Origin of the sequence: Streptomyces sp. AM 4-1-1, assembly GCF_029167625.1 — a bacterium.
GTDB lineage: Bacteria > Actinomycetota > Actinomycetes > Streptomycetales > Streptomycetaceae > Streptomyces.
Genome location: NZ_CP119145.1, coordinates 6,141,701 through 6,166,521 on the forward strand (window position 1 = coordinate 6,141,701; position 24,821 = coordinate 6,166,521).

Sequence of the window (24,821 nt, forward strand, 5' to 3'; positions counted from 1 at the left end):
ACTTCCGGCCACTCCTGCCCCACCGCTTCCGCGCCCTACCGCTCCACCCGGTGGAGCAGCGCCACCGGACGGTCGGCGAACAGCTCCGCCACCGCGACCGATTCCCCGGCGAACTCCCGCCCCGGAGACAGCAGATCGGTCCATGGTCCGGCGTCCGGCAGCGTCAGCGCCGTATCGCGCCAGCCGCCCGCCTCCGCCAGCCGCAGCGACAGCCGGGTCACCGCCGTGACCACCGCGCCCGAGCGGCAGAAGGCCAGACAGTGCGCGGCGGCCGGACCGTGCGCGGTCAGCGGGGTGTACGCCCCCGACTCGCCGAACACCTCCGGCCGCTCCCGGCGCAGCCGCAACGCGGCCACCGTCACCGCGGCCTTCTCGTCGGGCGGCTCTTCCCCGTCCGGTACGCGCAACGGCCGCCGGTTGTCCGGGTCGACCAGCGCCACGTACTCCCGTTCCGTCCCCTGGTAGAGATCGGGCACGCCCGGCATCGTCAGATGGGTCAGCGCCGCGCCCAGCACATTGGCCCGGACGAACGGCGCCAACCCGTCCGCGAACCGCTCGGCCGCTTCCCGTACCGGCCCCGTGACGGCGGCCGGGCCCGCCGCGACGAAGTCCGTCACCGCGCGCTCGTACCCCGGATCGCGCTCGGTCCACCCGGTGAACAGGCCCGCCTCCCGCACCGCCTTCAGCAGCGCCGCGCCCAGCCGGCCGGCGAGCTCACCGGCCGGAACGCCCGAACAGCCGAAGGCGGTCTGCCACGCCTCCCAGGCCAGTCGGCGGTCCGGGGCCGCGACCGGGGCCGCCCGCTCCAGCGTCGCCACCTGCTCCGCCCAGCGGCCGGGACACTCGGACAGCGCCGCGATCCGGGCCCGTACCTCCGCGCTGCGCTTGGTGTCGTGCGTGCTCAGCACCGTCCCGGTGGCCGGCCAGTCGCGGGCGATCCGGGCGCAGAACGCGTGGAAGTCCACGGGATCGACGGCCGGGTGCCCGGGGTCACCGCCCACCTCGTTCGCGGAGAGCAGCGGGGTGTACCGGTAGAACGCCGCGTCCTCGACCGACTTCGCGTGCAGCGCGGACGCGGTCTGCGCGAACCGGGTGCAGAACGCCGACCGGTCCGCCCCACCACCCAGCCGCCCGAGCGCCAGCTGCCGCACCACATCGACGGCCGCGGCCTCCTCCGGCACCGGGAACACCGCCTTCGCGTCCCGGACCGCCTGCTCCGGGAGGGTCGCCTCCGCGGTGGCGGAACAGAGCCGCCCCGCCGTGACGTACGGACGGTAGACGGGCAGCCGTACGAGCAGTTCCCGCACCGCGGTGCGCAGCGCCCACGGGGCGTGATCGCGCAGCGCGGGGTCCGAGGCGCAGATCCGGGCGGCCAGACGGGTCAGTGTCCCGGTCTCGGCGGCGAGTTCGTGGGCCACCACCCGGTGGGCGGCCCGGCGGACCGTGGCGGGCCAGTGGCCGCCCCGGTCGCCCGGAGGACCGGCGAAGTCCTGGTAGTGGCCCAGCAGCTCCGCCGCGCCCGCCGGGTCGGTGAACACCCCGTCGATCCGGTGCAGCGCGTCGTAACCGGTCGTCCCCGCGACCGCCCAGCCCGCGGGCAACCGCTCGTCACCGGTCAGGATCTTCTCCACGACCGTCCACCGCCCGTCGGTCGCCTCGCAGAGCCGGGCCAGATAGCCCGGCGGGTCGGCGAGCCCGTCCGGGTGGTCGACGCGCAGCCCGTCGACGATGCCGTCCCGGACCAGTTCGAGCACTTTCGTGTGGGTGGCGGCGAAGACCTCGGGGTCCTCCACCCGGACACCGATCAGATCGGAGATCGTGAAGAACCGACGGTAGTTCAGCTCGGTACGGGCCAGCCGCCACCAGCCGAGCCGGTAGTGCTGCGCGTCCAGCAGCTCCGGCAGCGGCAGCCCGGCCGTACCCTCGCGCAGCGGGAACTCCTGCTCGCCGTGGCGCAGCACGTCGCCGTCGACCCGTAGCCGGGACATCTCGTCGCCGATCCGCCCCGGGAGCACCGGCAGCAGCACCTTGCCGTCACCCGCCGCCCAGTCGATGTCGAACCAGGGGGCGAACGGCGACGCGGGCCCCTCGCGCAGCACCTCCCACAGGCGGCGGTTGTGCCGGGGCGCCAGGGCCATGTGGTTGGGCACGATGTCCAGCACCAGTCCCAGCCCGTGCGCACGGGCCGTACCTGCCAGTTTTCCCAGCCCCTCCTCGCCGCCCAGCTCGGCCCGCACCCGGCCGGGGTCGACGACGTCGTAGCCGTGCCGGGAGCCGGGCACCGCCTCCAGGACGGGGGAGAGATGCAGATGCGACACGCCGAGCGAGGCGATGTACGGCACGGCTTCCTCGGCGGCGGCGAAGGGGAAGTCCGGCTGGAGCTGAAGCCGGTAGGTGGCGGTGGGCGTCATGCGGACGTACGTACCCTTCCTGACGGGTTCTCTGTCGCGGCACCCGGAGGAAGGACCCCACCGGGTGCCGCACGGCACGGTGACGCGGCAGCCCTCACGCCGGGCGTTGCAGCACCGCCATACTGCGGCCGATCAGTGTCAGCCGGTCGCCCGCCGACACCTTCGGCCCCGAGCCCGGCGCGATCCCCTCCGGGCGTGCGGTATCCACCACCACCCGCCACTGCCGCCCGTGATGGACCGGAACGGCGAATTCCAGCGTGTCGGCGCTCGCGTTGAACATCAGCAGGAACGAGTCGTCGGAGATCCGCTCGCCCCGGGGCCCCGGCTCCGAGATCGCGTGCCCGTTCAGGAACACCGTCAGCGCCTTGGCGTGCGCGGCCTGCCAGTCCCGCTGCGTCATCTCGACGCCCTCGGGGGTGAACCAGGCGATGTCGGACAGCTCGTCATGCGTGCCCTCCACCGGCCGCCCGTGGAAGAACCGGCGGCGGCGGAACACGGGATGGTCCCGGCGGAGCCAGACCATGAACCGGGTGAACTCCAGCATCCCGGCGCTGTCCGGCCCCGCCGCGCCCCCTTTCCCCGTACCGTCCCCGTCCGTACCGTCCCCGTCCCCGTCTCTCTCCGTACGGTCCCCGTCCCCCTCCGCGCCGTCCTCGTCGCGCTTGGCCGGGGCCGGCCAGCGCACCCACGACAGCTCGTTGTCCTGGCAGTACGCGTTGTTGTTGCCCCGCTGGGTACGCGCGAACTCGTCGCCGTGGCTGAGCATGGGCACACCCTGCGACAGCATCAGCGTGGCGATAAAGTTCCGCATCTGCCGGGCCCGCAGTTCGAGCACTTCCGGCTCGTCCGTCTCACCCTCGGCGCCGCAGTTCCACGACCGGTTGTGGCTCTCGCCGTCCCGGTTGCCCTCACCGTTGGCCTCGTTGTGCTTGTCGTTGTACGACACCAGGTCGTGCAGGGTGAACCCGTCGTGGCAGGTGGTGAAGTTGATCGAGGCCAGCGGTCGCCGCCCGTCGTCCTGGTACAGATCGGACGAGCCGGTGAGCCGCCCCGCGAACTCCGCGAGTGTCCGGGGCTCGCCCCGCCACAGATCGCGCACCGTGTCGCGGTACTTGCCGTTCCACTCGGTCCACAGGGGCGGGAAGTTCCCCACCTGGTAGCCGCCCTCACCCACGTCCCACGGCTCGGCGATCAGCTTCACCTGGCTGACCACCGGGTCCTGCTGCACCAGGTCGAAGAACGACGACAGCCGGTCCACCTCGTGGAACTGCCGCGCGAGGGTCGCCGCGAGATCGAAGCGGAACCCGTCGACATGCATCTCGGTCACCCAGTACCGCAACGAGTCCATGATCAGTTGCAGGACGTGCGGCGACCGCATCAGCAGGGAGTTCCCGGTCCCGGTGGTGTCCGTGTAGTACCGCCGGTCGGCCGCCAGGCGGTAGTACGAGGCGTTGTCGAGCCCCCGGAAGGAGAGCGTCGGCCCAAGGTGGTTGCCCTCAGCCGTGTGGTTGTAGACCACGTCGAGGATCACCTCGATGCCCGCCTGGTGCAGTGCCCGGACCGCCTGCTTGAACTCCAGCACCTGTTCGCCGCGGTCGCCCCAGGAGGCGTACGCGTTGTGCGGGGCGAAGAACCCGATCGTGTTGTAACCCCAGTAGTTCGCCAGTCCCGCGTCCACCAGACGGTGGTCCTGGACGAACTGGTGGACCGGCATCAGCTCGATCGCCGTGACGCCCAGCTCCGTCAGATGCGCGATCACCTCCGGATGGGCCAGCCCCGCGTAGGTGCCCCGCAGCTCCTCCGGCAGCCCCGGATGGAGCATCGTCAGACCCTTCACATGGGCCTCGTAGATCACCGTCCGGTGGTAGTCCGTCCGGGGCCGCCGGTCGTCACCCCAGTCGAAGTACGGGTTGACCACCACCGACGACATGGCGTGCGGCGCCGAGTCGAGGTCGTTGCGCGCGTCGGGCCGCCCGAACGGATAGCCGTACATCGCCTCCCCCCACCGGATCTGCCCGGCGACCGCCCGCGCGTACGGGTCGAGCAGCAGTTTCGCCGAGTTGCAGCGCCGACCGCGCTGGGGCTCGTACGGTCCGTGCACCCGGAACCCGTAGCGCTGACCGGGCATCACCCCGGGCAGATACGCGTGGCGTACGAAGGCGTCGGTCTCCCTCAGCTCCACCGCCGTCTCGGAACCGTCGTCGTGCAGCAGGCACAACTCGATTCGGTGGGCGGCCTCCGAGAAGACCGCGAAATTGGTTCCGGCGCCGTCGTAGGTGGCGCCGAGGGGATATGTCTGTCCCGGCCAGACCTGCATAGATAGGACTCTTCCACTTCTGATCCGGGTGGTGCGGGCCAAGGGACGCGCCGTCGTCCCCGGCGGACGGGCGACGACAGCCACGGCGCCTCACGGCGTCGTCGGAGCGCCCGCATACATCCGGTATGCGAACGTTCCTCCGCCCCGCGACGCACCGCATCCGACGCCGCCCGCTGTTCTGCCCGGGACGACGGGACACCCCTTACTTCTTCCGATACTCCCCGAAAGTGGGGCAAGCTCCTAGTACCGCTCCCGGCAAGCTTTCGCCGGTCACCGCGCGGGACGTCACCCGGACCGGTCAACACGGGGCCTCTCCGTGTCGCCCGGAACGGTCCCGTGGTGGCTCCTCGCCGGCCGTGTTCCCGTGCCCCGCACGGGGCCGCGGCGCCCAAACCCTATGAATCAGCTCACTTCCCCCGAACCGGGCCCCGGGAACGCGCCCACGCGTACGGGCAGTTGGCAAAGGGACCTGTCCATCCGGCTGCACCGGATACCGCTCGCGGAGTACCCTTCCTTGATCGTTGGTGGGGGAGTGGAAGGCGGTACGAGGGTGAGCTCGGGAGGGTTCGAGCTGCCCCCAGGTGACGCGGGTCACGAGGGGGAGTCCAGCGATGCCCGCCCGGGGGCGGTGTCCCTCGCCCAGCCCATGGAGATCGGTGCGGCGCTGGACTGGGACGCGGAGTCCTGGAGCGAGGTGCGCACCCGCGCCCAGCGGGCCGGGCGGGCCTACATCTGGCTCAACCTGGTCGAACAACGGCTGCGGGCGGTGGTCGCCGCGGTGCTGCGGCCCGTCTACGAGCCGGTGCACGGCGAGGACTGGGTGGTGGCCGCCGCCGGACCCGCCGGCCAGGAGTGGGTGCAGCGCGCCGTCGCGGTGCGCGAGGTCTCCCGGCGCAAGGGCTACCTCCTCGACCCGGCCGACGACAACGTCCTGAGCTTCCTCACGCTGCCGCAACTGCGCGAGCTGATGGTCCAGCACTGGCCGTGCTTCGAGCCGTACTTCGACGACCGCCGCGATGTCGAGCTGGTCCTCGACGAGCTGGAGGTCGCCCGCAACGTGGTCTCCCGCAACCGCGCGCTCAACGAGGCGGTCCTCGCCCAGGCGGAGCGGGCCTCCGCCCGGCTGCTGGAGATCCTGGGCAGCGGCGCCGCCGTCCCGTCCGCCGACCGGCTGCCCGTCGACGCCGTCGAGGAACTGGTCGGCGACCGGTACGCCGACGTGGTCTCCGTCCACGCGGACCGGGTGCGGCTGCAACGCCAGCTGCCCGCCGAGGACCTTTTCGGCGGCGCCCGGCGGCTCGACGCGATCGGCATCGGACTCAATCTGCTCGTGCAGAACTTCTCCGGCCGCCGCCTGGTCAGGCTCGCCGAGTCGGGATGCCGGGTCCGGCTGCTCTTCATCAATCCGGCGAGCAGCGCGGTGAAGCGCCGTGAGCGGGAACTGGCCCTGAAGAAGGGCGAGTTGAGCCGCACCGTCGAGATGAACATCCTCCATATGCGGCGGGTACGGTCCAAGCTCCGCGACCCCGGCGCCTTCGAGATCCACGTCTTCGACGAGACGCCGCGCTTCACCGCGTATCTGGTGGACGGCGACGGACCGGACGCGGTCGGCGTCGTCCAGCCGTATCTGCGCAGCGCCCGTGGCATGGAGTCACCCGTGCTGGTGCTGCGGGGCGGCGGCCGTGCGGTCGTCAGGTCCGGGCAGGACAGCGAGCACGGTCTGTTCGAAACGTACCGCGAGGAGTTCGAATCCGTGTGGACGGACTCCCGCCCCGTCTCCTGAGGGATTCCCGAGGGGTGTTGTCAGTGCCGCGTGGGAAGGTGGTCATCACCTGGGGGAGCACCACGAAGGAGGTACGGGATGAGCTGGCACCGGCAGGCGCTGGTCGGCTTCGACCTGGAGACGACGGGGACCGAGCCGCTGGAGGCCCGGATCGTGACCGCGGCCGTCGTCGAGGTCGCGGACAGTGCGGGGGAGCCGGTGCGGCAGCGCACCTGGCTGGCCGATCCGGGGATTCGCATCCCGGCACAGGCATCGGCGATCCACGGCATCAGCAGTGAGCGGGCGGCGGCGGAGGGGCGGCCGGTGCGCGAGGTCGCGGACGAGGTCGCGGACACGCTCGCGGGGTACTGGCGCGAGGGCGTGCCGGTCGTGGCGTACAACGCGGCCTTCGATCTGACGCTGCTGACGGCGGAGTTGCGGCGGCACGGGCTGCCGTCGCTCACCGACCGGCTGGGCGGCGCGGAGATCGGCCCGGTCGTCGACCCGTACACCATCGACCGGGCGGTGGACCGCTACCGCAAGGGCAAGCGCACCCTCGAAGCGGCCTGCGCGGAGTACGGCGTGGTGCACGGCGGCGCCCACGACGCGGGTGCGGACGCGCTGGCAGCGGTGCGCGTGGCGTACGCGATAGCCGGCCGGCACGGCTCGGTGGCCGAGCTGACCGCCGTCGAGCTGCACGAGCGTCAGATCGGGTGGTACGCCGAATGGGCGGCCGACTTCCAGCGGTTCCTGCGCCGCAAGGGGACGGCCGACGCGGTGATCGACGGCAACTGGCCGTTGCGCGCGCCGACCCCGGTGCCGCCCGTCCCACGCTGACCCGTGGGCCTCGGGTCGTGCGCGGGCGCTCGGGGGGCGGGGTCCGGTCAGAACGGGTACCAGCGGACCTCGGGATCGAGGTCAGAACGGGTACCAGCGGACCTCGGGATCGTTGTCGCGCAGCGACGCCACCCGGCGGCGGAACTCCACGAGCGCCTTCGGGTTGGCCGGGGCGTGCTGGGCCACCCAGGCACAGCTCGCGGTCTCGCGGGCGCCGCGCAGCACGGAGCAGCCGTCCCACTCGCGGACGTCCCAGCCGTAGGCCGTGGTGAACGCGTCGTACGCCGCCGCGTCGAGACCGTACCGGTCGCGGGACAGCGCGAGGACCACCAGATCGTGTTCGCGCAGATCCGACGAGAAGGTCTCCAGATCCACCAGGACCGGCCCGTCCGGCCCGACATGGACATTGCGGGGGAGCGCGTCGCCATGGATCGGACCCGGGGTCAGCCGGGGCACGAGCGCCGCCGCCGCGGCGGCGAAACCGTCGCGACGCTCACGCAGATAGTCGGCGTCGGCCGGGTCGATGACGTCCCCCGCCAGCCGCAGCCAGCGCTCCACCCCGCCCAGCAGCTCGCGGCGCGGCAGCGTGAAGCCCTCCGGGGCGGGCAGCGCGTGCACCAGGGTGAGGAGCCGCGCCACATCGAGCGGTTCGGCGGGGCGCACCGCGTCGGGAAGCCGGTGCCACACCGTCACCGGGTGGCCCGCGACCAGCCGGGCCGTCGGCTCGGCCGCGCGCACGGCGGGCACCCCGGAACCGGCGAGCCATCGGGCGACGGCGACCTCGCGCTCGGCGCGTGCGCGCAGCTCCGGGTTCCGGACGGCGTCCCGGCCGACCTTGACCACCAGGTCCCCGACCGCGAACACCGCGTTCTCACCCAGCGCGAGCAGTTCCGCTTCGCCGGACGTCCCGGCAGCGGTCAGTACCTCACGCGCACGCATCTCGTCCATGGTCCGATTTTCGCATCCGTTCGGACACTGGTGGACCGTCGGTGCCTGCCTGCCTGCCTGCACGCCCGCCTGCCTGCCTGCACGCCTGCCTGCACGCCCGCCTGCCGATGGAGGGACGAGGCCCGGCAGCCACAGTGGCCACCGGCCATGGACAACGGTGATCACGGCGGCTACGGCAGCGCCGGACGGCCCGCCCGGCCCTCGGCCGCTACAGCCGCGCCACCGCGGCCCTGGCGATGACCGTGTCCTCTTCCCCGGTGCCACCGCTGACCCCGATCGCCCCCACGATCCGCCCGTCCACCGCCAGCGGAAGCCCGCCGGCGAACACGATCACCGTGCCGTACCCGGACAGCGCGATCCCCCACAGGGGCCCGCCGGGCCGGGAGTCCTCCGCGAGGTCACCGGTCGGCTTCCTGAAGAACATACTGGTGCGCGCCTTGTCGATGGAGTGCTCGATACTGCCGAGCTGCGACCCGTCCATCCGCACATGGGCCACCAGATTTCCCCCGGTGTCGACCACGGCGATGTTGCTGGGCGAGTCGATCTCCTCGGCCTTGGCGATACCGGCGTCGATGATCCGGCGTGCGTCGTCGAGGGAGACGGTCTGATAAGTCAGCATATGCCTGACTCTAGGAGATGGCTGTGGCATAGCCGCGAACAGCGACGGCCGAGGGCGCCGTGTCGCCGACGACCGGCCCGCCCGAACCGGTCTTCGTGGTGCGCCCTTTGGGGCGGCGGGAGGCAGCCCGGGTGCTCCGCTTCCACGCCGACGATCCGCGGACTGCCCGGGTGGCGCTCACTTCGGTCAACGGCGTGATGCCCCGTGAGTCCTCCTGAGCCACCGGGCCCCTCCGCTCACAGGAGTCCGGGGGTTCAGTGGGTGGGCGGGGTGAACTCGGGCTGGTCGAGCAGGCGCAGCCAGCTTCCGTCGGGCTGGCGCCGGACGACCTGCGCGCGGGCGCCGGCCCCGTCCTTCGGCGGCGTCGAGGTGAGGGCGATGCCGCCGCTGATCAGGGTCGGCAGTGGTTGTTCCGGTTCGAAGCTGGGGCGGTTGGCCAGCACCTTCTCCCACAGCCCACGGATCGCCTCACGTCCCACCGTCAGTTCGCCGGGCGGGTAGGCCATCACCGCGTCCTCCTCGTAGAGCGCGGCGACCCCGGCCGCGTCACCGGCGTTGGACCGTTCGACGAACAGGCGAGTGATGTCCTCGGGCCGCATGGCCTTCTCGTACTCCGGCATTGGTTCCTCCTGGCGTTGACGTGGGCTTCGGCGCTTCCCAGCCTGGCCACCCAGTGATCAGAAGTCCAACGGATGGTTGTGCTGGAAACTAGAATCCACAGTCATGGAACTGAGGCAGCTGGAGTACTTCGTCGCCGTCGCCGAAGAGCGGAACTTCACCCGGGCGGCCGAGCGAGTGCACATCAGCCAGTCCGGCGTCAGCGCGCAGATCCGTCGGCTGGAACGCGAACTCGGTGCCGAGCTGTTCGACCGGTCGGCGCGTATCACCACCCTCACCGTCGCGGGAGAGGCCGCGCTCGAACACGCCCGTGCCGCACTCGCCTCGGCCGGGGCGGTGGGCCAGGCGGTGGGTGAGGTGACCGGCCTCCTCCAGGGCCGGCTCACGGTCGGGATGGTCATCGGCTGCACCCTCACTCCGCTGTTCGACGCCCTCGCCGCGTTCCACCAGGCGTATCCCGGGGTGGAGATCTCGCTGCTGGAGGACAATTCCGACCGGTTGGTCGAAGGGGTGCGCGCCGGCGCCGTCGACCTGGCCCTCATCGGGACGGCGACCGCCACCCCCGAAGGGCTGGACGCGCTGACCATCATCAGCGAGCGGCTTGTCGCGGTGGTTCCGGCCGGACACCCCTTGGCGGACCAACGGCGCGTCGCTCTCCGCGACCTGACCGCCCACCCGATCGTGTGCATGCCACCCGGTACGGGTCTTCGCGCGGTGTTCGACCGTGCCTGCGCCGCGCGGGGCCTCCAGCCCGTGATCGCGTTTCAGGCCAGTGCGGCGGAGGCGATCGCCGACCTCGCCGTGCGAGGGCTCGGCGTCGCCGTCCTCAGTGAGTCGATGGCCGTGAGCCACCGTGACCGGCTCGTCGCCCGCACCGTCGAAGACGTCGAAGCACCGGCCTTGCTCGCCCTGATCTGGAAGAGCGCGCACAACCCCTCGGTGCGCGAGCTGCTGGTGCGGACCCGGAAGGCGTTCACCGATCCTGCTCGGCGGTGACACCCGCAACGCCCGCTCGACGGTGCCTCGGTCCCACTCGGCCCGGGCCGGTGCGAACCGGCCGAGCGGCTTCGCCGGGGACCGACCACGGGCCAACCGCCTGATGTGAGTGGCGGATCGGATGTCCCCGCCGGAAGGCGGGGGCGGAATCAAGCCTTCTCCTTCCGTCGGCCGACGTGCCCGGTGGGGGTGCCGCGTCGCGCCCCGACGAAGGTGTCCAGCCCGGTGAGCGTGGTGCAACGCCTGTGCCGAGGCGGGTCGTTCATATCGGGCGCCGAACTCGGCCAGGCATGGCTGATTTCTTTTTATGAAGCGTTGTTGTGTAAGTCACAACTGCAACAGGCTCTTGATCTGTGCGTGTCAATCGGTCAGGGTTTCGAGCCAACCCCCGGAGATCTTCCGGCCGAGGGTCAGTCCCCCCACAAAGAATGACGAGGAGATCCCTCTTCATGGCAATTCACAAGCGCGCACGCCGGACGAAGCTCACCGCCGCCATCACCGCCGTCGCGGCGGCAGCCGGAGTGACCCTGTTCGGTACCTCTTCCGCCGGAGCGGCGCCCACCCCCACACTGGGCACCGTCTACGGCGCGGACGCGGCAACCGCCGTGTCGGGCAGCTACATCGTGATGCTGGACCACAAGACCGACAAGGCGCACAAGGCCAAGCTCGCCAAAGAGTACGGCGGCCGGCTCAACCGCACCTACGACGCCGCCATCGACGGCTTCTCCGCCGGCGGACTCTCGGAGACCGAGGCCAAGCGACTGGCCGCCGACCCGGCCGTCTCCAAGGTCGTCCAGAACAAGACGTTCCACATCGACGCCACCCAGGAGAACCCGCCGTCCTGGGGCCTCGACCGGATCGACCAGACCGCGACCGCCGGCGACCAGAAGTACACCTACCCGGACAGCGCGGGCGAAGGTGTCACCGCCTATGTCATCGACACCGGCGTCCGCACCACGCACAAGGAGTTCCAGGGCCGCGCCACCTCGGGCTTCGACGCCGTGGACAACGACGACAGCGCCGACGACGGCAACGGCCACGGCACCCATGTGGCGGGCACCATCGCGGGCGCCACCTACGGGGTCGCCAAGAAGGCGGACATCGTCGCGGTCCGTGTCCTCGACGACTCCGGTTCCGGCACCACCGAGCAGGTCGTCGCCGGAATCGACTGGGTCACCACGAACCACAAGGGCCCGTCCGTCGCCAACATGAGCCTCGGCGGAGGCGCCGACCCGGCCCTCGACGCCGCGGTCGAGAAGGCCATCGCGTCCGGGGTCACCTTCGCGGTGGCCGCCGGGAACGAGTCGAGCGACGCGGGACAGACCTCCCCGGCCCGCGTCGAGTCCGCCATCACCGTCGCCTCGTCCACGGTCGACGACCACCAGTCGTCGTTCTCCAACTACGGCCCCGTCGTGGACATCTACGCCCCCGGCTCGGACATCACGTCGTCCTGGAACGACAGCGACACCGGCTCGAACACCATCTCCGGTACGTCCATGGCCACCCCGCACGTCGTCGGCGCCGCCGCCGTCTACCTCGGCGGCCACCAGGACGCCACCCCCGACCAGGTCGCCACGGCGCTCACCGAGGGGGCCACCCCCGACGCGATCAGCGACCCGACGCCGGGCACCGCCAACAAGCTGCTGAAGATCGTCGAGTGACCGACCCGCCCGTGCCCGCCGGACGGAGCACACCCGGCAGCACCTGACCGACGACCGCCGCGCCCTCCCCCACGGGGCGCGGCGGCCGCGCGTCGCGGAGGGATCGTCCTATGGTGTCCAGCATGACCACGACGTACACGGCACCGCACCAGCCGCGGCCGTACCTCCGCCGCCGGGCCCATGGAGCCGAGACGTGACCGAGCCGTCCTCCGCCGTGGCCGCGGCCACGGAAGGCGAACTCCGCCTCCTCGACCCGATGGTGCGCGGCTCCGCCGAACTCCTCTCCGAACTGCTGCACCCCGAGTTCACGGAGATCGGCGCCAGTGGTCAGGTCTGGGACCGCGACACCCTCATCGACGAGCTGGTCTCGGACAAGGCCCCGCACCCGGGCCCGCTCACCGCGTCCCGGATGAAGGGCGTACAGCTCTCCGACGACCTGGTGCAGCTCACCTTCGACACCGAGGACAAGGGGCGCCGGGCCCACCGCAGTTCACTGTGGCGGCTGACCGACGGACGCTGGCTCCTCTACTTCCACCAGGGCACACCCTTCACCGAGGACCGGTCCGGCCGGAGCTGACCGGGCTCGCAGGTCTCCCGGACCTTCCGGTTCTCCCGGACCGGCGGCCTCAGACCGACGGCCTCCCTCGGCCGACCCGCTGCGCCCGCGCCGTCCACCTGCCGTCCGTGCGGCTTATCCGCACCGGGTGACCGAAGCACTCACTGACCTGATCGGTCGTCAGCACGTCGTCCGCCGGACCCGACGCCACGCATCGCCCGCCCCGCAGCAGCATCGCGTGCGTCGTCGACACCGGCAGCTCCTCCAGATGGTGCGTGACCAGGACGGTCGCCAGTTCCGGATGTTCCTCGCGCAGCGTGTCCAGACTGTCCAGCAGCTGCTCGCGGGCCGCGAGGTCGAGGCCGGTGGCGGGCTCGTCCAGCAGGAGCAGTCGAGGACTCGGCATCAGCGCGCGGGCGATGAGCGTACGGCCACGCTCGCCCTGGGAGAGCGAGGGCCAGCGCGAACCGGCCTTGCCGCCCATGCCCAGCATCTCCAGCAGCCGGTCGGCCCGCTCGCGCTGCTCGGCGGTCGCGGACCAACGGGGCACCGGTTCGATCGAGTTGGTCAGCCCGGTCAGCACCACATCGCGCACCGGCAGCGGGGACCGAAGCGGATGACGGGGGTTCACATGCCCGAGGAGCGTGCGCAGCTCGCGGAGATCGACCCGGCCCAGCGTCCGGCCCAGCACCTCCACCGTGCCACGGGTCGGATGGTTCACCGCGCCGAGCAGCCCCAGCAGGGTGCTCTTGCCCGCCCCGTTGGCACCGAGCAGGGCCCAGTGCTCCCCGGCGCGCACGGTCAGCGACACCGCGTCGAGCAGTACGTTGCCGTCCCGGACGACGGCCACCCCGTCGGCCCGGATCACCGGGGGCCCGGAGGCCGCCGGGCCGGTGGGGCCGGCGGTGGCCGTCACCGCGCCCGTCGGCGCGTCCGAGGGCGGGGGAGGGGGAACCACCGCCGCGTCAGCGCAGACGCCGGCAGCGGTGGTGGCGGTGGTGGTACGGGTGGTCACGTTCGGGTACTCCTTCAAGCGGGTGCGAGCGCCGTCAGCCGGGCCATGTCCTCGGCGGACAGCCGGATCTCCGCCGCACCGAGGTTCTCCGCCAGATGAGCGGGCGAACCGGTGCCCGGTGTCGGGCACAGCACGGGGGAGCGGTGCAGCAGCCAGGCGAGGGCGATCTGCCCGCGCGTGGCGCCGTACCGTTCGGCGATATCGGCGAGCGCCGCAGCGTCCTCACCGGTCAGCGCGCCGTTGGCCAGCGGAAACCAGGGCAGAAAGGCCAGGCCGTGGGCCTCGCACAGGTCCAGCACCGCGTCGGAGCCGCGGTCGAGGAGATTGAAGCGGTTCTGCACCGAGGCGATCCCGGTCAGGGAAAGGGCCTGCTCCAGCTGATCGGCGGTAAGCGTGTCCAGACCGATGAACCGGATCTTACCCTCCTGCCTCAGCGCGTCCAGGGCGCCCAACTGCTCCGCCATCGGCACGGCCGGATCGAACCGGTGGAGCTGGTAGAGATCGATCCGGTCCCTGCGCAGCCGCCGCAGGCTCGCCTCGCACATGGCCCGCAACCGCTCCGGTCGGCCCGCGACGTGCCAGGCGCTGTCGCTCGTACGCACCACACCGCCCTTGGTCGCCACCACCAGGTCGGCCGGGTACGGACGCAGCGCCTCGGCGACCAGTTCCTCCGCCAGCCCGGGGCCGTAGTTGTCCGCGGTGTCGATCAGTGTCACGCCGCGCGACACCGCCCCCCGCAGCACGGCGACGGCGTCGGTACGGTCGCCGCGCGGCCCCCAGTAGCCGGGCCCGGTCAGCTGGGCCGTACCGAAACCGAGCCGGCGCACCGGCAGCTCACCACCGAGCGCGAACACGTCACCGGAGGAGCGGGAGACATCCGGGAAGACGGAGAGACCGGCGGGACCGGCCGGATCAGCGGAACCGGCGGGACCGGAAGGACTCGAAGGAGCGGCGAAGGGGGGCACGCCACCCACGGTAATCCCCGCCGCCGCGGCCCCCGTGTCGGCCCACCCGCCACCCCAGCCGCTCCAGCACCCCAGCCGCTCTACCACCCCGGTCGCTCCGCCACCCCGGTCGCGTTCCGTCACCGTCCACCGTCCCCGGTCGTCCGCTGTCGCCTTTCTTCAAGACCGCCGCGAACCGTCGTCCTAGCGTGAAGCACATGAAGAACGCACACGCCCACCTGGCCGAATGCGCCGCCGAGGCCGCCCGCATCGCGCGCGGCGTCGACGCCGCACAGCTCACCTCGCCCGTCACTCCCTGCGCCGACTGGGACGTACGCGGGCTCGTCAACCACTGGGTGCTCTACACCTCGTACGGACTGGAGCACCGCGCCCGGCGCGCGGTGCTGCCGGACACGCTCACCACCCGCGACTTCACCGCGGACGGCGACTGGGCCGAGCGGTACGCCGCCGAGCTGGACCGGGCCGTCGCCGCCTGGGCCGACCCCGCGGTCTGGGAGGGTGAGATCGACCTCGGGGGCTCCCCGTCCCCGGCGCCGGCGGTCGCCGCCATGCTCACCGAGGAGCTGGCGCTGCACGGCTGGGACGTGGCCAGGGCCACCGGCCAGGACTTCCGGATCTCCGACGAAGCGGCGGCGTACCTCCTGGCGGGCGTCGACGAGCACGCCGCGCTCTACCGGCAGTACGAGGGCTACGCCGACGCGGTGCCCGTGGCCGGCCCGGCGACGCCCTTCACGCGCGCCCTGGCCCACAGCGGACGCGATCCGCACTGGACGGCCGCCTGAGAACCCCGGCGCCCCGGTCCCGGCCGGCACCCTCAGGCGCCGGCCGAGACCGCCCGGTACGCCCGCGCCTCCTCGTACCGGTCCACCAGCAGTCGCGCCAGTTCCGGTGCCGGTCCCAGCACATCGGCGAGCACGTCCGCACCCGCCTCCCGGGCGCCCCGGGCGATGCGGTCCGGGAGGAAGCCGGGCGCGATGACATAGGGGGCCACGGCCACCCGGCGCACACCGTCCGCCCGTAGCGCCCGCACCGCGTCCTCGGTCCGGGGCAGGGATGCGGAGGCGAACGCAGGCCGCACGGCGCACCAACCGGTGTGCCGCAGCTCCCGCGCGATTTCAGCGATCACTGCGATCGCCTCCGGGTCTGTGGAGCCCGCCGAGGCCAGGACGAGCCCGGTCGAGCTTCGGTCGCCGGGCCGCAGCCCGGCGAGATGGAGCCGCCACTGGAGCGCCGAGAGCAGCAGCGGTGACGGGCCCAGCACCTCGGCCTGCCTGACGCACAGCCGGGGCAGCCGCGGCCGGGCCTCGTCCAGCACCGCGGGGATGTCGGACTTGGCGTGGAACGCCCGGGTCAGCAGCAGCGGCAGGGCCACCACCTCCCGTACCCCCGGCTCCTTCGCCGCCTCGGCTTCCAGCCGGTCCAACACCTCCGTGACCGAAGGGGAGTTGAATTCGAGGAAGCCGGTCTCCACGCGCAGCTCGGGCCGCAGCGCACGCACCCGCGCGGTGAGCGCGCGCACGGTCGCGGCGTGCCGCGGGTCGCGGCTGCCGTGGGCGATGACTAGGAGGACCGGGGCGGGCATGTCAGGACTCAGTTCTTGACGAGGAGACCGCGGCTGCGCAGCACCCACCGCTCCAGCGGACTGAAGATCAGCAGGTCGATGGCGATACCGACGAACAGGATGAGGATGATCGCCAGGAAGACCCCGGGCATGTCGAAGTTGTTGCGGCCGTTCTCCAGCAACTGCCCGAGCCCCAGGCCGAGATCGGGTGACGAGGCGATGATCTCGGCGGCCATCAGCGAGCGCCAGGAGAACGCCCAGCCCTGCTTGAGCCCCGCCAGATAGCCCGGCAGCGCGGCGGGCAGCACGATGTGCCAGGTCCCCCTGAGCCCGGTCGCGCCGAGCGTCCGGCCCGCCCGCAGGAACAGCGGCGGCACCTGGTCGACGCCGGACACCAGCCCGTTGGCGATCGAGGGGACCGCGCCCAGCAGGATCACCGCGTACATCATCGAGTCGTTGAGCCCGAGCCAGATCACCGCCGGGGCCACCCACGCCACCGAGGGCAGCGACTGGAGCCCGGACAGGATCGGGCCGATCGCCGCCCTGACGAGCTTCACCCGGGCGACCAGCAGACCCAGCGGCGTACCGATGGCGACGGCCAGCAGGAAACCGAGCAGGCCGCGCGACACACTGGTCCAGACGACCTCCAGCAAGGTCCCCTGCAACCACATGGTGGTCGCGCTGTCCCACACCGCGGACGGGGAGGGCAGCTTGTAGTCCTCGGTGACGTGCGCCTGGACCAGCAGCTGCCAGATGGCGAGCACCAGCACCACCGCGACCAGCGGCGGCAGCACCTTGCGGACCAGCACCTGGCCGATCGGGGTGCGACGCAGCTGCACGGCGTCCAGTGCGTCGAGACCGGCCTCAAGGCCGGCCAGATCGTCGGACTTGGCGCCGCCCGGCGTGATCTCGTCGGACTTGGTGTCAGTGCTGGCCATGACGGCGGATCTCCCCACGGAGTTGTTCGGTGATCTCGACGGACAGCTCCGCGACGGCGGTGTCCTCGATGCGGCGCGGGTGATCGATGTCGACCGTCCACTCCCGGGCGATCCGGCCCGGCCGGGACGACAGGAGCACGACCCGCTGGGCGAGCCGCACCGCCTCCCGGACGTTGTGGGTGACGAACAGCACGGCGGCGTTCGTCTCCCGCCAGATCCGGGTCAGTTCGTCGTGCAGCACGTCCCGGGTGATCGCGTCGAGCGCGGCGAACGGCTCGTCCATCAGCAGCAGTTGGCTGTCCTGGGCGAGCGCGCGGGCCATCGCGACGCGCTGCCGCATACCACCGGACAGCTCGTGCACCCGCTTTCCGTACGCCCCGCCGAGCCGGACGAGTTCGAGCAGCCGCTCCGCCTCCGGACGGCGGTCCGCCTTGGGCACGCCGCGCAGCCGCAGCGCGAGTTCGACGTTCTTGCCCGCGCTCAGCCACGGGAAGAGGGCGTGCTCCTGGAACATCAGGGCGGGCCGCCCGCCGGGGGTCTCGATCGACCCCGCGGTCGGACGGTCGAGCCCGGCCACCAGATTGAGCAGCGTCGACTTCCCGCACCCGGAGGCCCCCAGGAGGGTGACGAACTCGCCGGGAGCGACATCGAGTGTGATGTCGTCCAGGACGAGCTGCTGCCCCGCCGGTCCGGAGAAGGACTTGGACACGTGCGCGATGCGAGCGGCGTGCTCGACCGCGAGACGGTCCTCGGACGTGGTGAGGGTGGTGGTCGCCATGGTCGTCACCTCCTGGGAATCCTGGATCGGGTACGGGATCGGAATCGGTATCGGGCTCTACTCGGCGCCGAGGCCGGCGTCCGCGACCTCGGGCCTGCCCGCGGCCTTCAGGATCTTGTTCAGCGGCCTGAGGTCGTAGATGCCCTTCAGGTCGGGCTTCTCCAGCAGCCCGGCCTTCACCGCGTGGCCGGCCTGCGCGTCGAGAGTGGCGGCCAGCGGGTCGTCGGTGATCTGGATCGACTTCCACGCCGGGTCGAGGATCTCCGGCGCCAGCGCCTTGCCGGTCAGCGCCTTGAGCGCGGCGTTGGCGGACGCCTTCGCCTTCTCCGGGTTGGCGTTGATCCACGCGTTGGTGTTCACCGACCCGCGCAGCACCGCCTCGACGACGTCCGGGTGCTCCTTGAGGAACTTCTGCGACACGATGATGTTGGTGATCACGAACTTGTCGTCCGGCCACAGCGACGTCTCGTCGAGCAGTACCTTCGCGCCCTCCGAGACCAGCTTCGACGCGGTCGGTTCCGGCACCCACGCGCCGTCGATGGAGCCCGATCTGTACGCGTCCGGGGTGACCTTGTTGTCCGAGCGGACCACGGAGACGTCACCCTTGCCGCTCTGGGCGTCGACCTTCCAGCCCTTCTCGGCGATCCAGTTGAGGAACGCCACGTCCTGGGTGTTGCCGAGCTGCGGGGTGGCGATCTTCTTGCCCTTGAGGTCGTCCAGGGACTTGATCTTCTTGGGGTTGACGACCAGCCGTACCCCGCCGGACGCCGAACCTCCGATGATCCGCAGACTCTTGCCCTTGGACTTGGTGTAGCCGTTGATGGAGGGCGAGGGGCCGATGAAGCCGATGTCGATCGAACCGGCGTTCAACGCCTCGATCTCGGACGGCCCCGCGTTGAACGTCGAGGGCCGGACCGCCGTGCCGCCCAACTCCTTGGCTATCAGGCCCTCCTGGATACCCACCAGCGCGGTGGCGTGGGTCAGGTTGGGGAAGTAGCCGATCTTGACGGTGTCGGTGGAGAGCTTCTTGCCTCCGGCGGAGACGTTCGCCTTCTTGGCGTCGTCGTCCTTCGCCTCGGAGCCGTAACCGCAGGCGGTCAGCGCCACGGCGAGCAGCGGCAGGGCGGCGACGGCGGCGATGCCGCGGCGCAGGGGGGCGTGGGTGGCAGGCACGGGAGGTGGTCCTCTCGTTGGCCCGGAACTCACGTCCCTCGGAAATCCGGGGACGCGGCCGGGAAGTCGGCAGGTCTGCGTCTGAACGGGTGGTACGAGCGGGCGCGCAGGCAGTGCGCGTACGTCAGCGCGCACATCGTGCGACCCCGCCCTGACCGCTGCCGAGGGCGCCGCTGCCGACCCGGCCGCCCTCCTTCGCGAACGTCGCGTACATGTCGATGCTCATCAGAAGTCCCACTCCGCGTCGTCGTCCGGGGCGGCTTCGGTGACGACCGCGGCGAACGACTCGCCCGCCATGCCGGCGGCGAGCGTCGTGCCGTCCGCCGGATCGATCAGCAGGAACGAACCGGTGCGCCGGGAGTCCGAGTAGGCGTCGAGCGCCAGCGGCTCGGCGGTACGGACGACGACGCGGCCGATGTCGTTGGCGACCAGCTGTCCGGGCGCCGGGTGCTGGGACAGATCGTCCAGGGTGAGCCTGGACGGGATGTCCTTGACGATCGCCTTGACCGTGCGGGTGGTGTGCTTGAGCAGCACCCGACGGCCGACGGTGAGCGGCTGGTCGGCGACGTGGCAGACGGTCGCGAGGACGTCCTGGGTGACGGGCGGCACCGACGCGCTCGGCGCGATCAGGTCGCCGCGCGAGACGTCCAGGTCGTCGGCGAGCCGCACGGTCACCGACTGCGGCGCCCACGCGACGTCGACGCTCTCGCCGAGCGCGTCGATCCCGGCGATCGTCGACGTCAGACCCGAGGGCAGCACCGTGACGGGCTCACCGACCCGCAGCACACCGGAGGCGATCTGGCCGGCGTATCCCCGGTAGTCCGGGTGCTCCGCGGTCTGCGGACGGATCACGTACTGCACCGGGAACCGGGCCGGGCACGCCGTCAGGTCATGGCTGACCGGGACGGTCTCCAGGTGCTCCAGAACGGTCGGGCCGCCGTACCAGTCCATGTTCGCGGACGGCTCCACCACGTTGTCGCCGGCCAGCGCGGAGATCGGGATGGCGGTGATCTCGGGCACGCCCAGCGTGGCGGCGTACGCGGTGAACTCCTCGGCTATCGCGGCGAACACGGGCTCCGCGTACTCGACGAGGTCCATCTTGTTGACCGCGAGCACGACGTGCGGGACGCGCAGCAGCGCGGCGACGGCGGCGTGGCGGCGGGTCTGCTCGACGACACCGTTGCGGGCGTCGACGAGCACGACGGCCAGCTCCGCCGTCGACGCGCCCGTCACCATGTTGCGGGTGTACTGCACATGGCCCGGGGTGTCGGCGAGGATGAACCGGCGCCGGGGCGTGGCGAAGTAGCGGTACGCGACATCGATGGTGATGCCCTGCTCGCGCTCGGCCCGCAGCCCGTCCGTCAGGAGAGCGAGGTCGGGTGCCTCCTGGCCGCGGCCGAGCGAGACCCGCTCGACGGCTTCGAGCTGGTCCGTGAGGACCGACTTGGAGTCGTGCAGCAGACGTCCGACGAGGGTGGACTTGCCGTCGTCGACCGATCCCGCGGTGGCGAACCGCAGCAGCGTCGTGGTCGACAACGTCTCGGTGGTGGTGGTCATTTAGAAGTACCCCTCGCGCTTGCGGTCTTCCATCGCGGCCTCGGACATCTTGTCGTCGGCGCGGGTCGCGCCCCGCTCGGTGAGCCGGGAGGCGGCGATCTCGGTGATCACGGCGGTCAGCGTGGTCGCGTCGGAGTCGACGGCGCCGGTGCAGGACATGTCGCCGACCGTGCGGTAGCGCACCGTGCGGGTCTCGACGTGCTCGCCGTCCTTGGGGCCGCCCCAGTCGCCGGCGGTCAGCCACATGCCGGACCGGTTGAAGACCTCGCGCTCGTGGGCGAAGTAGATCTCGGGGAGCTCGATGCCCTCGCGCTCGATGTACTGCCAGACGTCCAGCTCGGTCCAGTTGGAGATCGGGAAGACCCGGACGTGCTCGCCGGGGGCGTGGCGGCCGTTGTACAGCTGCCACAGCTCGGGACGCTGGCGGCGCGGGTCCCACTGCGAGAACTCGTCGCGCAGCGAGAACACCCGCTCCTTCGCCCGTGCCTTCTCCTCGTCACGCCGGCCGCCGCCGAACACGGCGTCGAAGCGGTGCTGCTGGATCGCCTCGGTCAACGGCACGGTCTGGAGCGGGTTGCGGGTGCCGTCGGGCCGCTCGCGCAGCTTCCCGGCGTCTATGTACTCCTGTACGGAGGCGACGTGCAGCCGCAGTCCGTGCTCGGCGACGGTCCGGTCGCGGTAGGCCAGGACCTCGGGGAAGTTGTGCCCGGTGTCGACGTGCAGCAGCGTGAACGGCACGGGCGCGGGTGCGAACGCCTTGAGCGCCAGGTGCAGCATCAGGATCGAGTCCTTGCCGCCGGAGAACAGGATCACCGGCCGCTCGAACTCCCCCGCCACCTCACGGAAGATGTGCACCGCCTCCGACTCCAGCGAGTCGAGGTGGCTCAGTGCGTAGGGATTGTCGGTGCCTTCCGACAGCGTGGTGGCGGTCGTCATGCCGCGCCCCTCTCGATGAGCAGCGCGTGAAGCGCCGCGGCGGACTCCTGCACGGTCTGCTGGTGCGACTCGATCCGCAGATCCGGGGACTCGGGCTCCTCGTAGGGGTCGTCCACCCCGGTGAGGCCGCTGAGTTCACCCGCGGCCTGCTTGGCGTACAGCCCCTTCACGTCCCGTTCGGAGCAGACCTCGACCGGTGTCGCGACGTGCACTTCGAGGTAGGGGGTGCCTTCCGTCCGGTGGCGCTTGCGCACCGCGTCCCGGCTGTCCGCGTACGGTGCGATGACCGGCACGAGCACCTTCACGCCGTTGGCCGCGAGCAGTTCGGCGACGAAGCCGATCCGCTGCACATTGGTGTGCCGGTCCTCGCGGGAGAAGCCGAGGCCCGCGGAGAGGAATTCCCTGACCTCGTCGCCGTCGAGGACCTCCACCCGGTGGCCGTCGGCCCGCAGCCGTCCCGCCAGCTCGTACGCGATGGTGGTCTTGCCCGCGCTCGGCAGTCCGGTGAGCCAGACGGTGGCGCCCGTCTCCGTCACGCTCATCGATATCTCCTGATCGTTCGTCATCAGCCGTGCAGTCCGCACTCGGTCTTCGTCCGTCCGGCCCAGCGGCCGGCCCTCGCGTCCTCGCCCTCCAGCACCCTGCGGGTGCAGGGCGCGCAGCCCACGGAGGCGTAACCGTCCATCAGCAGCGGGTTGGTGAGGACGCCGTGTTCCGTGACGTACGTGTCCACGTCGTCCTGCGTCCAGCGGGCGATCGGCGAGACCTTGACCTTCCGGCGCTTCTCGTCCCAGCCGACCACCGGGGTGTTCGCCCGGGTCGGGGACTCGTCGCGGCGCAGTCCGGTCGCCCAGGCCGCGTACGAGGTCAGGCCCTCCTCAAGGGGGCGGACCTTGCGCAGCGCGCAGCACAGGTCGGGGTCGCGGTCGTGGAGCCTCGGTCCGTGCTCGGCGTCCTGCTCGGCCACGGTCCGGCGCGGTGTCAGCGTGATGACACGGACGTCCATCACGGCCTCGACCGCGTCCCTGGTCCCGATGGTCTCGGGGAAGTGGTAGCCGGTGTCCAGGAAGACCACGTCGACCCCGGGGGAGACCCGGGAGGCCAGGTGGGCGACCACCGCGTCCTCCATCGAGGAGGTCACGCAGAAGCGCTTGCCGAAGGTGTCGACGGCCCATTTCAGGATCTCCGGCGCGGACGCGTCCTCCAGCTCCCGGCCGGCCCGCTCGGCGAGCTCCTTGAGATCGTCCGTCCGCAGAGTGTCCGTCATGTCCGTTCCCCTCCCGGGTCGTCGGTCCGAAGCCCCCGGGCGAGGAGCCCGAGGAACTTCAGCTGGAACGCCCGGTTGCAGGAGGCACATTCCCAGGCGCCGTGGCCCGCCTCGTGCGGACGGAGGTCCTCGTCGCCGCAGTACGGGCAGTGGAACGGCGCGGCACGCTCGCTCACGACAGGGACTCCGCACTGGCCCGCGCGGCCCAGGTCGCGAACCGCTCGTCGTCCTCGCGCTCCGCCTGGAACCGCCCCAGGACGCGCTCGACGTAGTCCGGAAGCTCGGCCGAAGTGACCTTCAGGCCACGGACCTTGCGGCCGAACGCGGCGTCCAGGCCCAGCGCGCCACCGAGGTGGACCTGGTAGCCCTCGACCTGGTTTCCCTCGTCGTCGAGCATGAGCTGGCCCTTGAGCCCGATGTCCGCCGTCTGGATGCGGGCGCAGGCGTTGGGGCAGCCGTTGACGTTGATGGTGAGCGGTTCCCCGAAGTCCGGGAGCCTGCGCTCCAGTTCGTCGATGAGCGCGGCGGCCCGCCCCTTGGTCTCGACGATCGCGAGCTTGCAGAACTCGATACCGGTGCAGGCCATCGTGCCGCGCCGGAACGGTGAGGGCTTCACCTGGAAGCCCAGTGCCTCCAGACCGGCGGACAGCGATTCGACGCGGTCCTGCTCCACGTCAAGGATGATCATCTTCTGCTCGACGGTGGTCCGTACCCGGCCGGAGCCGTGCTCCTCCGCCAGCTCCGCGATCTTGGTCAGCGTGGAGCCGTCGACCCGCCCGACCCGGGGGGCGAAGCCCACGTAGAACCGGCCGTCCCGCTGCTGGTGGACACCGATGTGGTCGCGCCAGCGGCTGCTGGGCTCCGCGGGGGCGGGCCCGTCGACCAGGGGGCGCTTCAGGTACTCGTCCTCCAGCACCTGGCGGAACTTGGCGACGCCCCAGTCGGCGATCAGGAACTTCAACCGGGCGCGGTTGCGGAGCCGGCGGTAACCGTAGTCGCGGAATATGCCGACGACGCCGGCCCAGACGTCCGCCACCTCGTCCAACGGCACCCAGGCGCCGAGGCGTTCGGCCATCCGCGGGTTGGTGGAGAGACCGCCGCCGACCCAGAGGTCGAAGCCGGGCCCGTGCTCGGGGTGCTCGACACCGACGAACGCGATGTCGTTGATCTCGTGCACGACGTCCTGCACCGGGGAACCGGAGATCGCCGTCTTGAACTTGCGGGGGAGGTTGGAGAATTCCTTGTTGCCGATGTACCGCTCGTGGATCTCGTCGAGGGCCGGGGTTCCGTCGATGATCTCGTCGGCGGCGATCCCGGCCACCGGCGAACCGATCATGGTGCGCGGGCAGTCGCCACAGGCTTCCGTGGTGGAGAGCCCCACGGCCTCCAGCTTCTCCCAGATCGCGGGAACGTCCTCGATGCGAATCCAGTGCAGCTGGAAGTTCTGCCGGTCGGTGATGTCGGCGGTGCCGCGGGCGTACTGCTGCGAGATCTCGCCGATGACCTGGAGTTGACGGGTCGTCAGCCGACCGCCGTCGATGCGGACCCGGAGCATGAAGAACTTGTCCTCCAGCTCCTCCGGCTCCAGCACCGCGGTCTTCCCGCCGTCGATCCCGGCCTTGCGCTGCGTGTACAGGCCCCACCAGCGCATGCGTCCGCGCAGGTCACTCGGGTCGATCGAGTCGAAACCACGTTTGGCGTAGATCGTCTCAATGCGTGTCCGCACATTGAGACTGTCGTCGTCCTTCTTCAGCTGCTCGTTGGCGTTGAGCGGAGTGAAGTGCCCCAGGGCCCACTGGCCTTCGCCACGGTGGCGGCCGGCCTTGCGGCGGGGTGCGGTGGTCGCAGGCTGGTCCGAGGTGGCGGCCATGACAATACGTCCTTCGGGACTGCGGGTGGGCGGCTC

23 protein-coding genes are annotated in these 24,821 nt (G+C 71.4%); 6 read left to right on the plus strand and 17 right to left on the minus strand.

What is annotated here, in order from left to right:
* Positions 1–35: 35 nt before the first annotated feature.
* Both treY and glgX read right to left on the minus strand, forming a co-directional pair.
* Positions 36–2,411: a malto-oligosyltrehalose synthase gene (gene treY / locus PZB75_RS25910; RefSeq protein WP_275537700.1), complete on the minus strand. Its 2,376-nt coding sequence runs from the start codon at positions 2,409–2,411 to the stop codon at positions 36–38.
* 94 nt (positions 2,412–2,505) lie between these two features.
* On the minus strand, positions 2,506–4,728 hold the full coding sequence (gene glgX, locus PZB75_RS25915; protein ID WP_275537701.1) for a glycogen debranching protein GlgX: 2,223 nt from the start codon (positions 4,726–4,728) through the stop codon (positions 2,506–2,508).
* A gap of 550 nt (positions 4,729–5,278) precedes the next feature.
* Between glgX and PZB75_RS25920 the strand changes: the two genes are divergently transcribed.
* Complete coding sequence (locus tag PZB75_RS25920; protein ID WP_275537702.1) at positions 5,279–6,511, plus strand: SAV2148 family HEPN domain-containing protein; 1,233 nt, start codon at positions 5,279–5,281, stop codon at positions 6,509–6,511.
* A gap of 78 nt (positions 6,512–6,589) precedes the next feature.
* The gene (locus PZB75_RS25925; protein WP_275537703.1) at positions 6,590–7,327 is read left to right on the plus strand and encodes a 3'-5' exonuclease; all 738 of its coding nucleotides are present in this window, start codon (positions 6,590–6,592) and stop codon (positions 7,325–7,327) included.
* A gap of 81 nt (positions 7,328–7,408) precedes the next feature.
* On the opposite strand, the gene PZB75_RS25930 is transcribed toward PZB75_RS25925, so the two are convergent.
* The 3 genes from PZB75_RS25930 to PZB75_RS25940 form a co-directional block, all read right to left on the minus strand.
* Entirely contained in the window at positions 7,409–8,275 is an 867-nt protein-coding gene (locus PZB75_RS25930) for an aminoglycoside phosphotransferase family protein (RefSeq protein ID WP_275537704.1), read from the minus strand.
* A 208-nt stretch (positions 8,276–8,483) separates the two neighbouring features.
* Complete coding sequence (locus tag PZB75_RS25935; RefSeq protein WP_275537705.1) at positions 8,484–8,894, minus strand: heme-binding protein; 411 nt, start codon at positions 8,892–8,894, stop codon at positions 8,484–8,486.
* A 254-nt stretch (positions 8,895–9,148) separates the two neighbouring features.
* Positions 9,149–9,514: a nuclear transport factor 2 family protein gene (locus PZB75_RS25940; protein ID WP_275537706.1), complete on the minus strand. Its 366-nt coding sequence runs from the start codon at positions 9,512–9,514 to the stop codon at positions 9,149–9,151.
* Between the two features lie 103 nt (positions 9,515–9,617).
* Between PZB75_RS25940 and PZB75_RS25945 the strand changes: the two genes are divergently transcribed.
* The 3 genes from PZB75_RS25945 to PZB75_RS25955 all read left to right on the plus strand — a co-directional run bounded on the left by PZB75_RS25945 (position 9,618) and on the right by PZB75_RS25955 (position 12,746).
* Positions 9,618–10,508 (plus strand): LysR substrate-binding domain-containing protein, encoded by an 891-nt coding sequence (locus PZB75_RS25945; protein WP_275537707.1) that lies wholly within the window; start codon positions 9,618–9,620, stop codon positions 10,506–10,508.
* A gap of 449 nt (positions 10,509–10,957) precedes the next feature.
* Complete coding sequence (locus tag PZB75_RS25950; protein WP_275537708.1) at positions 10,958–12,169, plus strand: S8 family peptidase; 1,212 nt, start codon at positions 10,958–10,960, stop codon at positions 12,167–12,169.
* A gap of 193 nt (positions 12,170–12,362) precedes the next feature.
* A complete protein-coding gene (locus PZB75_RS25955) occupies positions 12,363–12,746 on the plus strand; it encodes a nuclear transport factor 2 family protein (RefSeq protein ID WP_275537709.1) in 384 nt (127 codons plus the stop codon).
* A 49-nt stretch (positions 12,747–12,795) separates the two neighbouring features.
* Here PZB75_RS25955 and PZB75_RS25960 read toward each other — a convergent pair whose 3' ends face one another.
* Together PZB75_RS25960 and PZB75_RS25965 are read right to left on the minus strand one after the other, a co-directional pair.
* Positions 12,796–13,641, minus strand: coding sequence for an ATP-binding cassette domain-containing protein (locus PZB75_RS25960; protein WP_275538868.1), 846 nt, complete (start codon positions 13,639–13,641; stop codon positions 12,796–12,798).
* 113 nt (positions 13,642–13,754) lie between these two features.
* The gene (locus tag PZB75_RS25965) at positions 13,755–14,594 is read right to left on the minus strand and encodes an aldo/keto reductase (protein ID WP_275538869.1); all 840 of its coding nucleotides are present in this window, start codon (positions 14,592–14,594) and stop codon (positions 13,755–13,757) included.
* 308 nt (positions 14,595–14,902) lie between these two features.
* Here PZB75_RS25965 and PZB75_RS25970 point away from each other — a divergent pair, with 308 nt between their 5' ends.
* Positions 14,903–15,487 carry a TIGR03086 family metal-binding protein gene (locus PZB75_RS25970; protein WP_275537710.1) on the plus strand — a complete coding sequence of 195 codons (585 nt, stop codon included), beginning with the start codon at positions 14,903–14,905 and terminating at the stop codon, positions 15,485–15,487.
* Positions 15,488–15,519: 32 nt separating this feature from the next.
* Here the strand turns inward: PZB75_RS25970 and PZB75_RS25975 are convergent, their stop codons facing one another.
* The 10 genes from PZB75_RS25975 to PZB75_RS26020 all read right to left on the minus strand — a co-directional run bounded on the left by PZB75_RS25975 (position 15,520) and on the right by PZB75_RS26020 (position 24,785).
* Positions 15,520–16,287 carry a sirohydrochlorin chelatase gene (locus tag PZB75_RS25975; protein WP_275537711.1) on the minus strand — a complete coding sequence of 256 codons (768 nt, stop codon included), beginning with the start codon at positions 16,285–16,287 and terminating at the stop codon, positions 15,520–15,522.
* A gap of 8 nt (positions 16,288–16,295) precedes the next feature.
* Complete coding sequence (locus PZB75_RS25980) at positions 16,296–17,204, minus strand: ABC transporter permease (RefSeq protein WP_275537712.1); 909 nt, start codon at positions 17,202–17,204, stop codon at positions 16,296–16,298.
* Positions 17,191–17,982, minus strand: a complete 792-nt coding sequence (locus tag PZB75_RS25985; RefSeq protein ID WP_275537713.1) for an ABC transporter ATP-binding protein — start codon at positions 17,980–17,982, stop codon at positions 17,191–17,193. The genes PZB75_RS25980 and PZB75_RS25985 overlap by 14 nt, the downstream gene beginning before the upstream one ends.
* Positions 17,983–18,039: 57 nt before the next feature.
* On the minus strand, positions 18,040–19,155 hold the full coding sequence (locus PZB75_RS25990; RefSeq protein WP_275537714.1) for an aliphatic sulfonate ABC transporter substrate-binding protein: 1,116 nt from the start codon (positions 19,153–19,155) through the stop codon (positions 18,040–18,042).
* 225 nt (positions 19,156–19,380) lie between these two features.
* Positions 19,381–20,712 carry a GTP-binding protein gene (locus tag PZB75_RS25995; RefSeq protein ID WP_275537715.1) on the minus strand — a complete coding sequence of 444 codons (1,332 nt, stop codon included), beginning with the start codon at positions 20,710–20,712 and terminating at the stop codon, positions 19,381–19,383.
* Positions 20,713–21,648, minus strand: coding sequence for a sulfate adenylyltransferase subunit CysD (gene cysD, locus PZB75_RS26000; protein WP_275537716.1), 936 nt, complete (start codon positions 21,646–21,648; stop codon positions 20,713–20,715).
* The gene (cysC, locus tag PZB75_RS26005) at positions 21,645–22,190 is read right to left on the minus strand and encodes an adenylyl-sulfate kinase (RefSeq protein ID WP_275537717.1); all 546 of its coding nucleotides are present in this window, start codon (positions 22,188–22,190) and stop codon (positions 21,645–21,647) included. The genes cysD and cysC overlap by 4 nt, the downstream gene beginning before the upstream one ends.
* Before the next feature lie 23 nt (positions 22,191–22,213).
* The gene (locus tag PZB75_RS26010) at positions 22,214–22,915 is read right to left on the minus strand and encodes a phosphoadenylyl-sulfate reductase (RefSeq protein ID WP_275537718.1); all 702 of its coding nucleotides are present in this window, start codon (positions 22,913–22,915) and stop codon (positions 22,214–22,216) included.
* Positions 22,912–23,091, minus strand: coding sequence for a hypothetical protein (locus PZB75_RS26015; RefSeq protein ID WP_275537719.1), 180 nt, complete (start codon positions 23,089–23,091; stop codon positions 22,912–22,914). Before PZB75_RS26015 ends, PZB75_RS26010 begins: the two co-directional genes overlap by 4 nt.
* Entirely contained in the window at positions 23,088–24,785 is a 1,698-nt protein-coding gene (locus PZB75_RS26020; RefSeq protein WP_275537720.1) for a nitrite/sulfite reductase, read from the minus strand. The genes PZB75_RS26015 and PZB75_RS26020 overlap by 4 nt, the downstream gene beginning before the upstream one ends.
* Positions 24,786–24,821: the final 36 nt, after the last annotated feature.

Coding starts and splice junctions, on each gene's coding strand:
- treY (WP_275537700.1), bottom strand. CDS start 2,411: ATGACGCCCACCGCCACCTACCGGCTTCAGCTCCAGCCGGACTTCCCC.
- glgX (WP_275537701.1), bottom strand. CDS start 4,728: ATGCAGGTCTGGCCGGGACAGACATATCCCCTCGGCGCCACCTACGAC.
- PZB75_RS25925 (WP_275537703.1), top strand. CDS start 6,590: ATGAGCTGGCACCGGCAGGCGCTGGTCGGCTTCGACCTGGAGACGACG.
- PZB75_RS25930 (WP_275537704.1), bottom strand. CDS start 8,275: ATGGACGAGATGCGTGCGCGTGAGGTACTGACCGCTGCCGGGACGTCC.
- PZB75_RS25935 (WP_275537705.1), bottom strand. CDS start 8,894: ATGCTGACTTATCAGACCGTCTCCCTCGACGACGCACGCCGGATCATC.
- PZB75_RS25940 (WP_275537706.1), bottom strand. CDS start 9,514: ATGCCGGAGTACGAGAAGGCCATGCGGCCCGAGGACATCACTCGCCTG.
- PZB75_RS25945 (WP_275537707.1), top strand. CDS start 9,618: ATGGAACTGAGGCAGCTGGAGTACTTCGTCGCCGTCGCCGAAGAGCGG.
- PZB75_RS25950 (WP_275537708.1), top strand. CDS start 10,958: ATGGCAATTCACAAGCGCGCACGCCGGACGAAGCTCACCGCCGCCATC.
- PZB75_RS25970 (WP_275537710.1), top strand. CDS start 14,903: ATGAAGAACGCACACGCCCACCTGGCCGAATGCGCCGCCGAGGCCGCC.
- PZB75_RS25975 (WP_275537711.1), bottom strand. CDS start 16,287: ATGCCCGCCCCGGTCCTCCTAGTCATCGCCCACGGCAGCCGCGACCCG.
- PZB75_RS25980 (WP_275537712.1), bottom strand. CDS start 17,204: ATGGCCAGCACTGACACCAAGTCCGACGAGATCACGCCGGGCGGCGCC.
- PZB75_RS25985 (WP_275537713.1), bottom strand. CDS start 17,982: ATGGCGACCACCACCCTCACCACGTCCGAGGACCGTCTCGCGGTCGAG.
- PZB75_RS25995 (WP_275537715.1), bottom strand. CDS start 20,712: ATGACCACCACCACCGAGACGTTGTCGACCACGACGCTGCTGCGGTTC.
- cysD (WP_275537716.1), bottom strand. CDS start 21,648: ATGACGACCGCCACCACGCTGTCGGAAGGCACCGACAATCCCTACGCA.
- cysC (WP_275537717.1), bottom strand. CDS start 22,190: ATGAGCGTGACGGAGACGGGCGCCACCGTCTGGCTCACCGGACTGCCG.
- PZB75_RS26010 (WP_275537718.1), bottom strand. CDS start 22,915: ATGACGGACACTCTGCGGACGGACGATCTCAAGGAGCTCGCCGAGCGG.
- PZB75_RS26020 (WP_275537720.1), bottom strand. CDS start 24,785: ATGGCCGCCACCTCGGACCAGCCTGCGACCACCGCACCCCGCCGCAAG.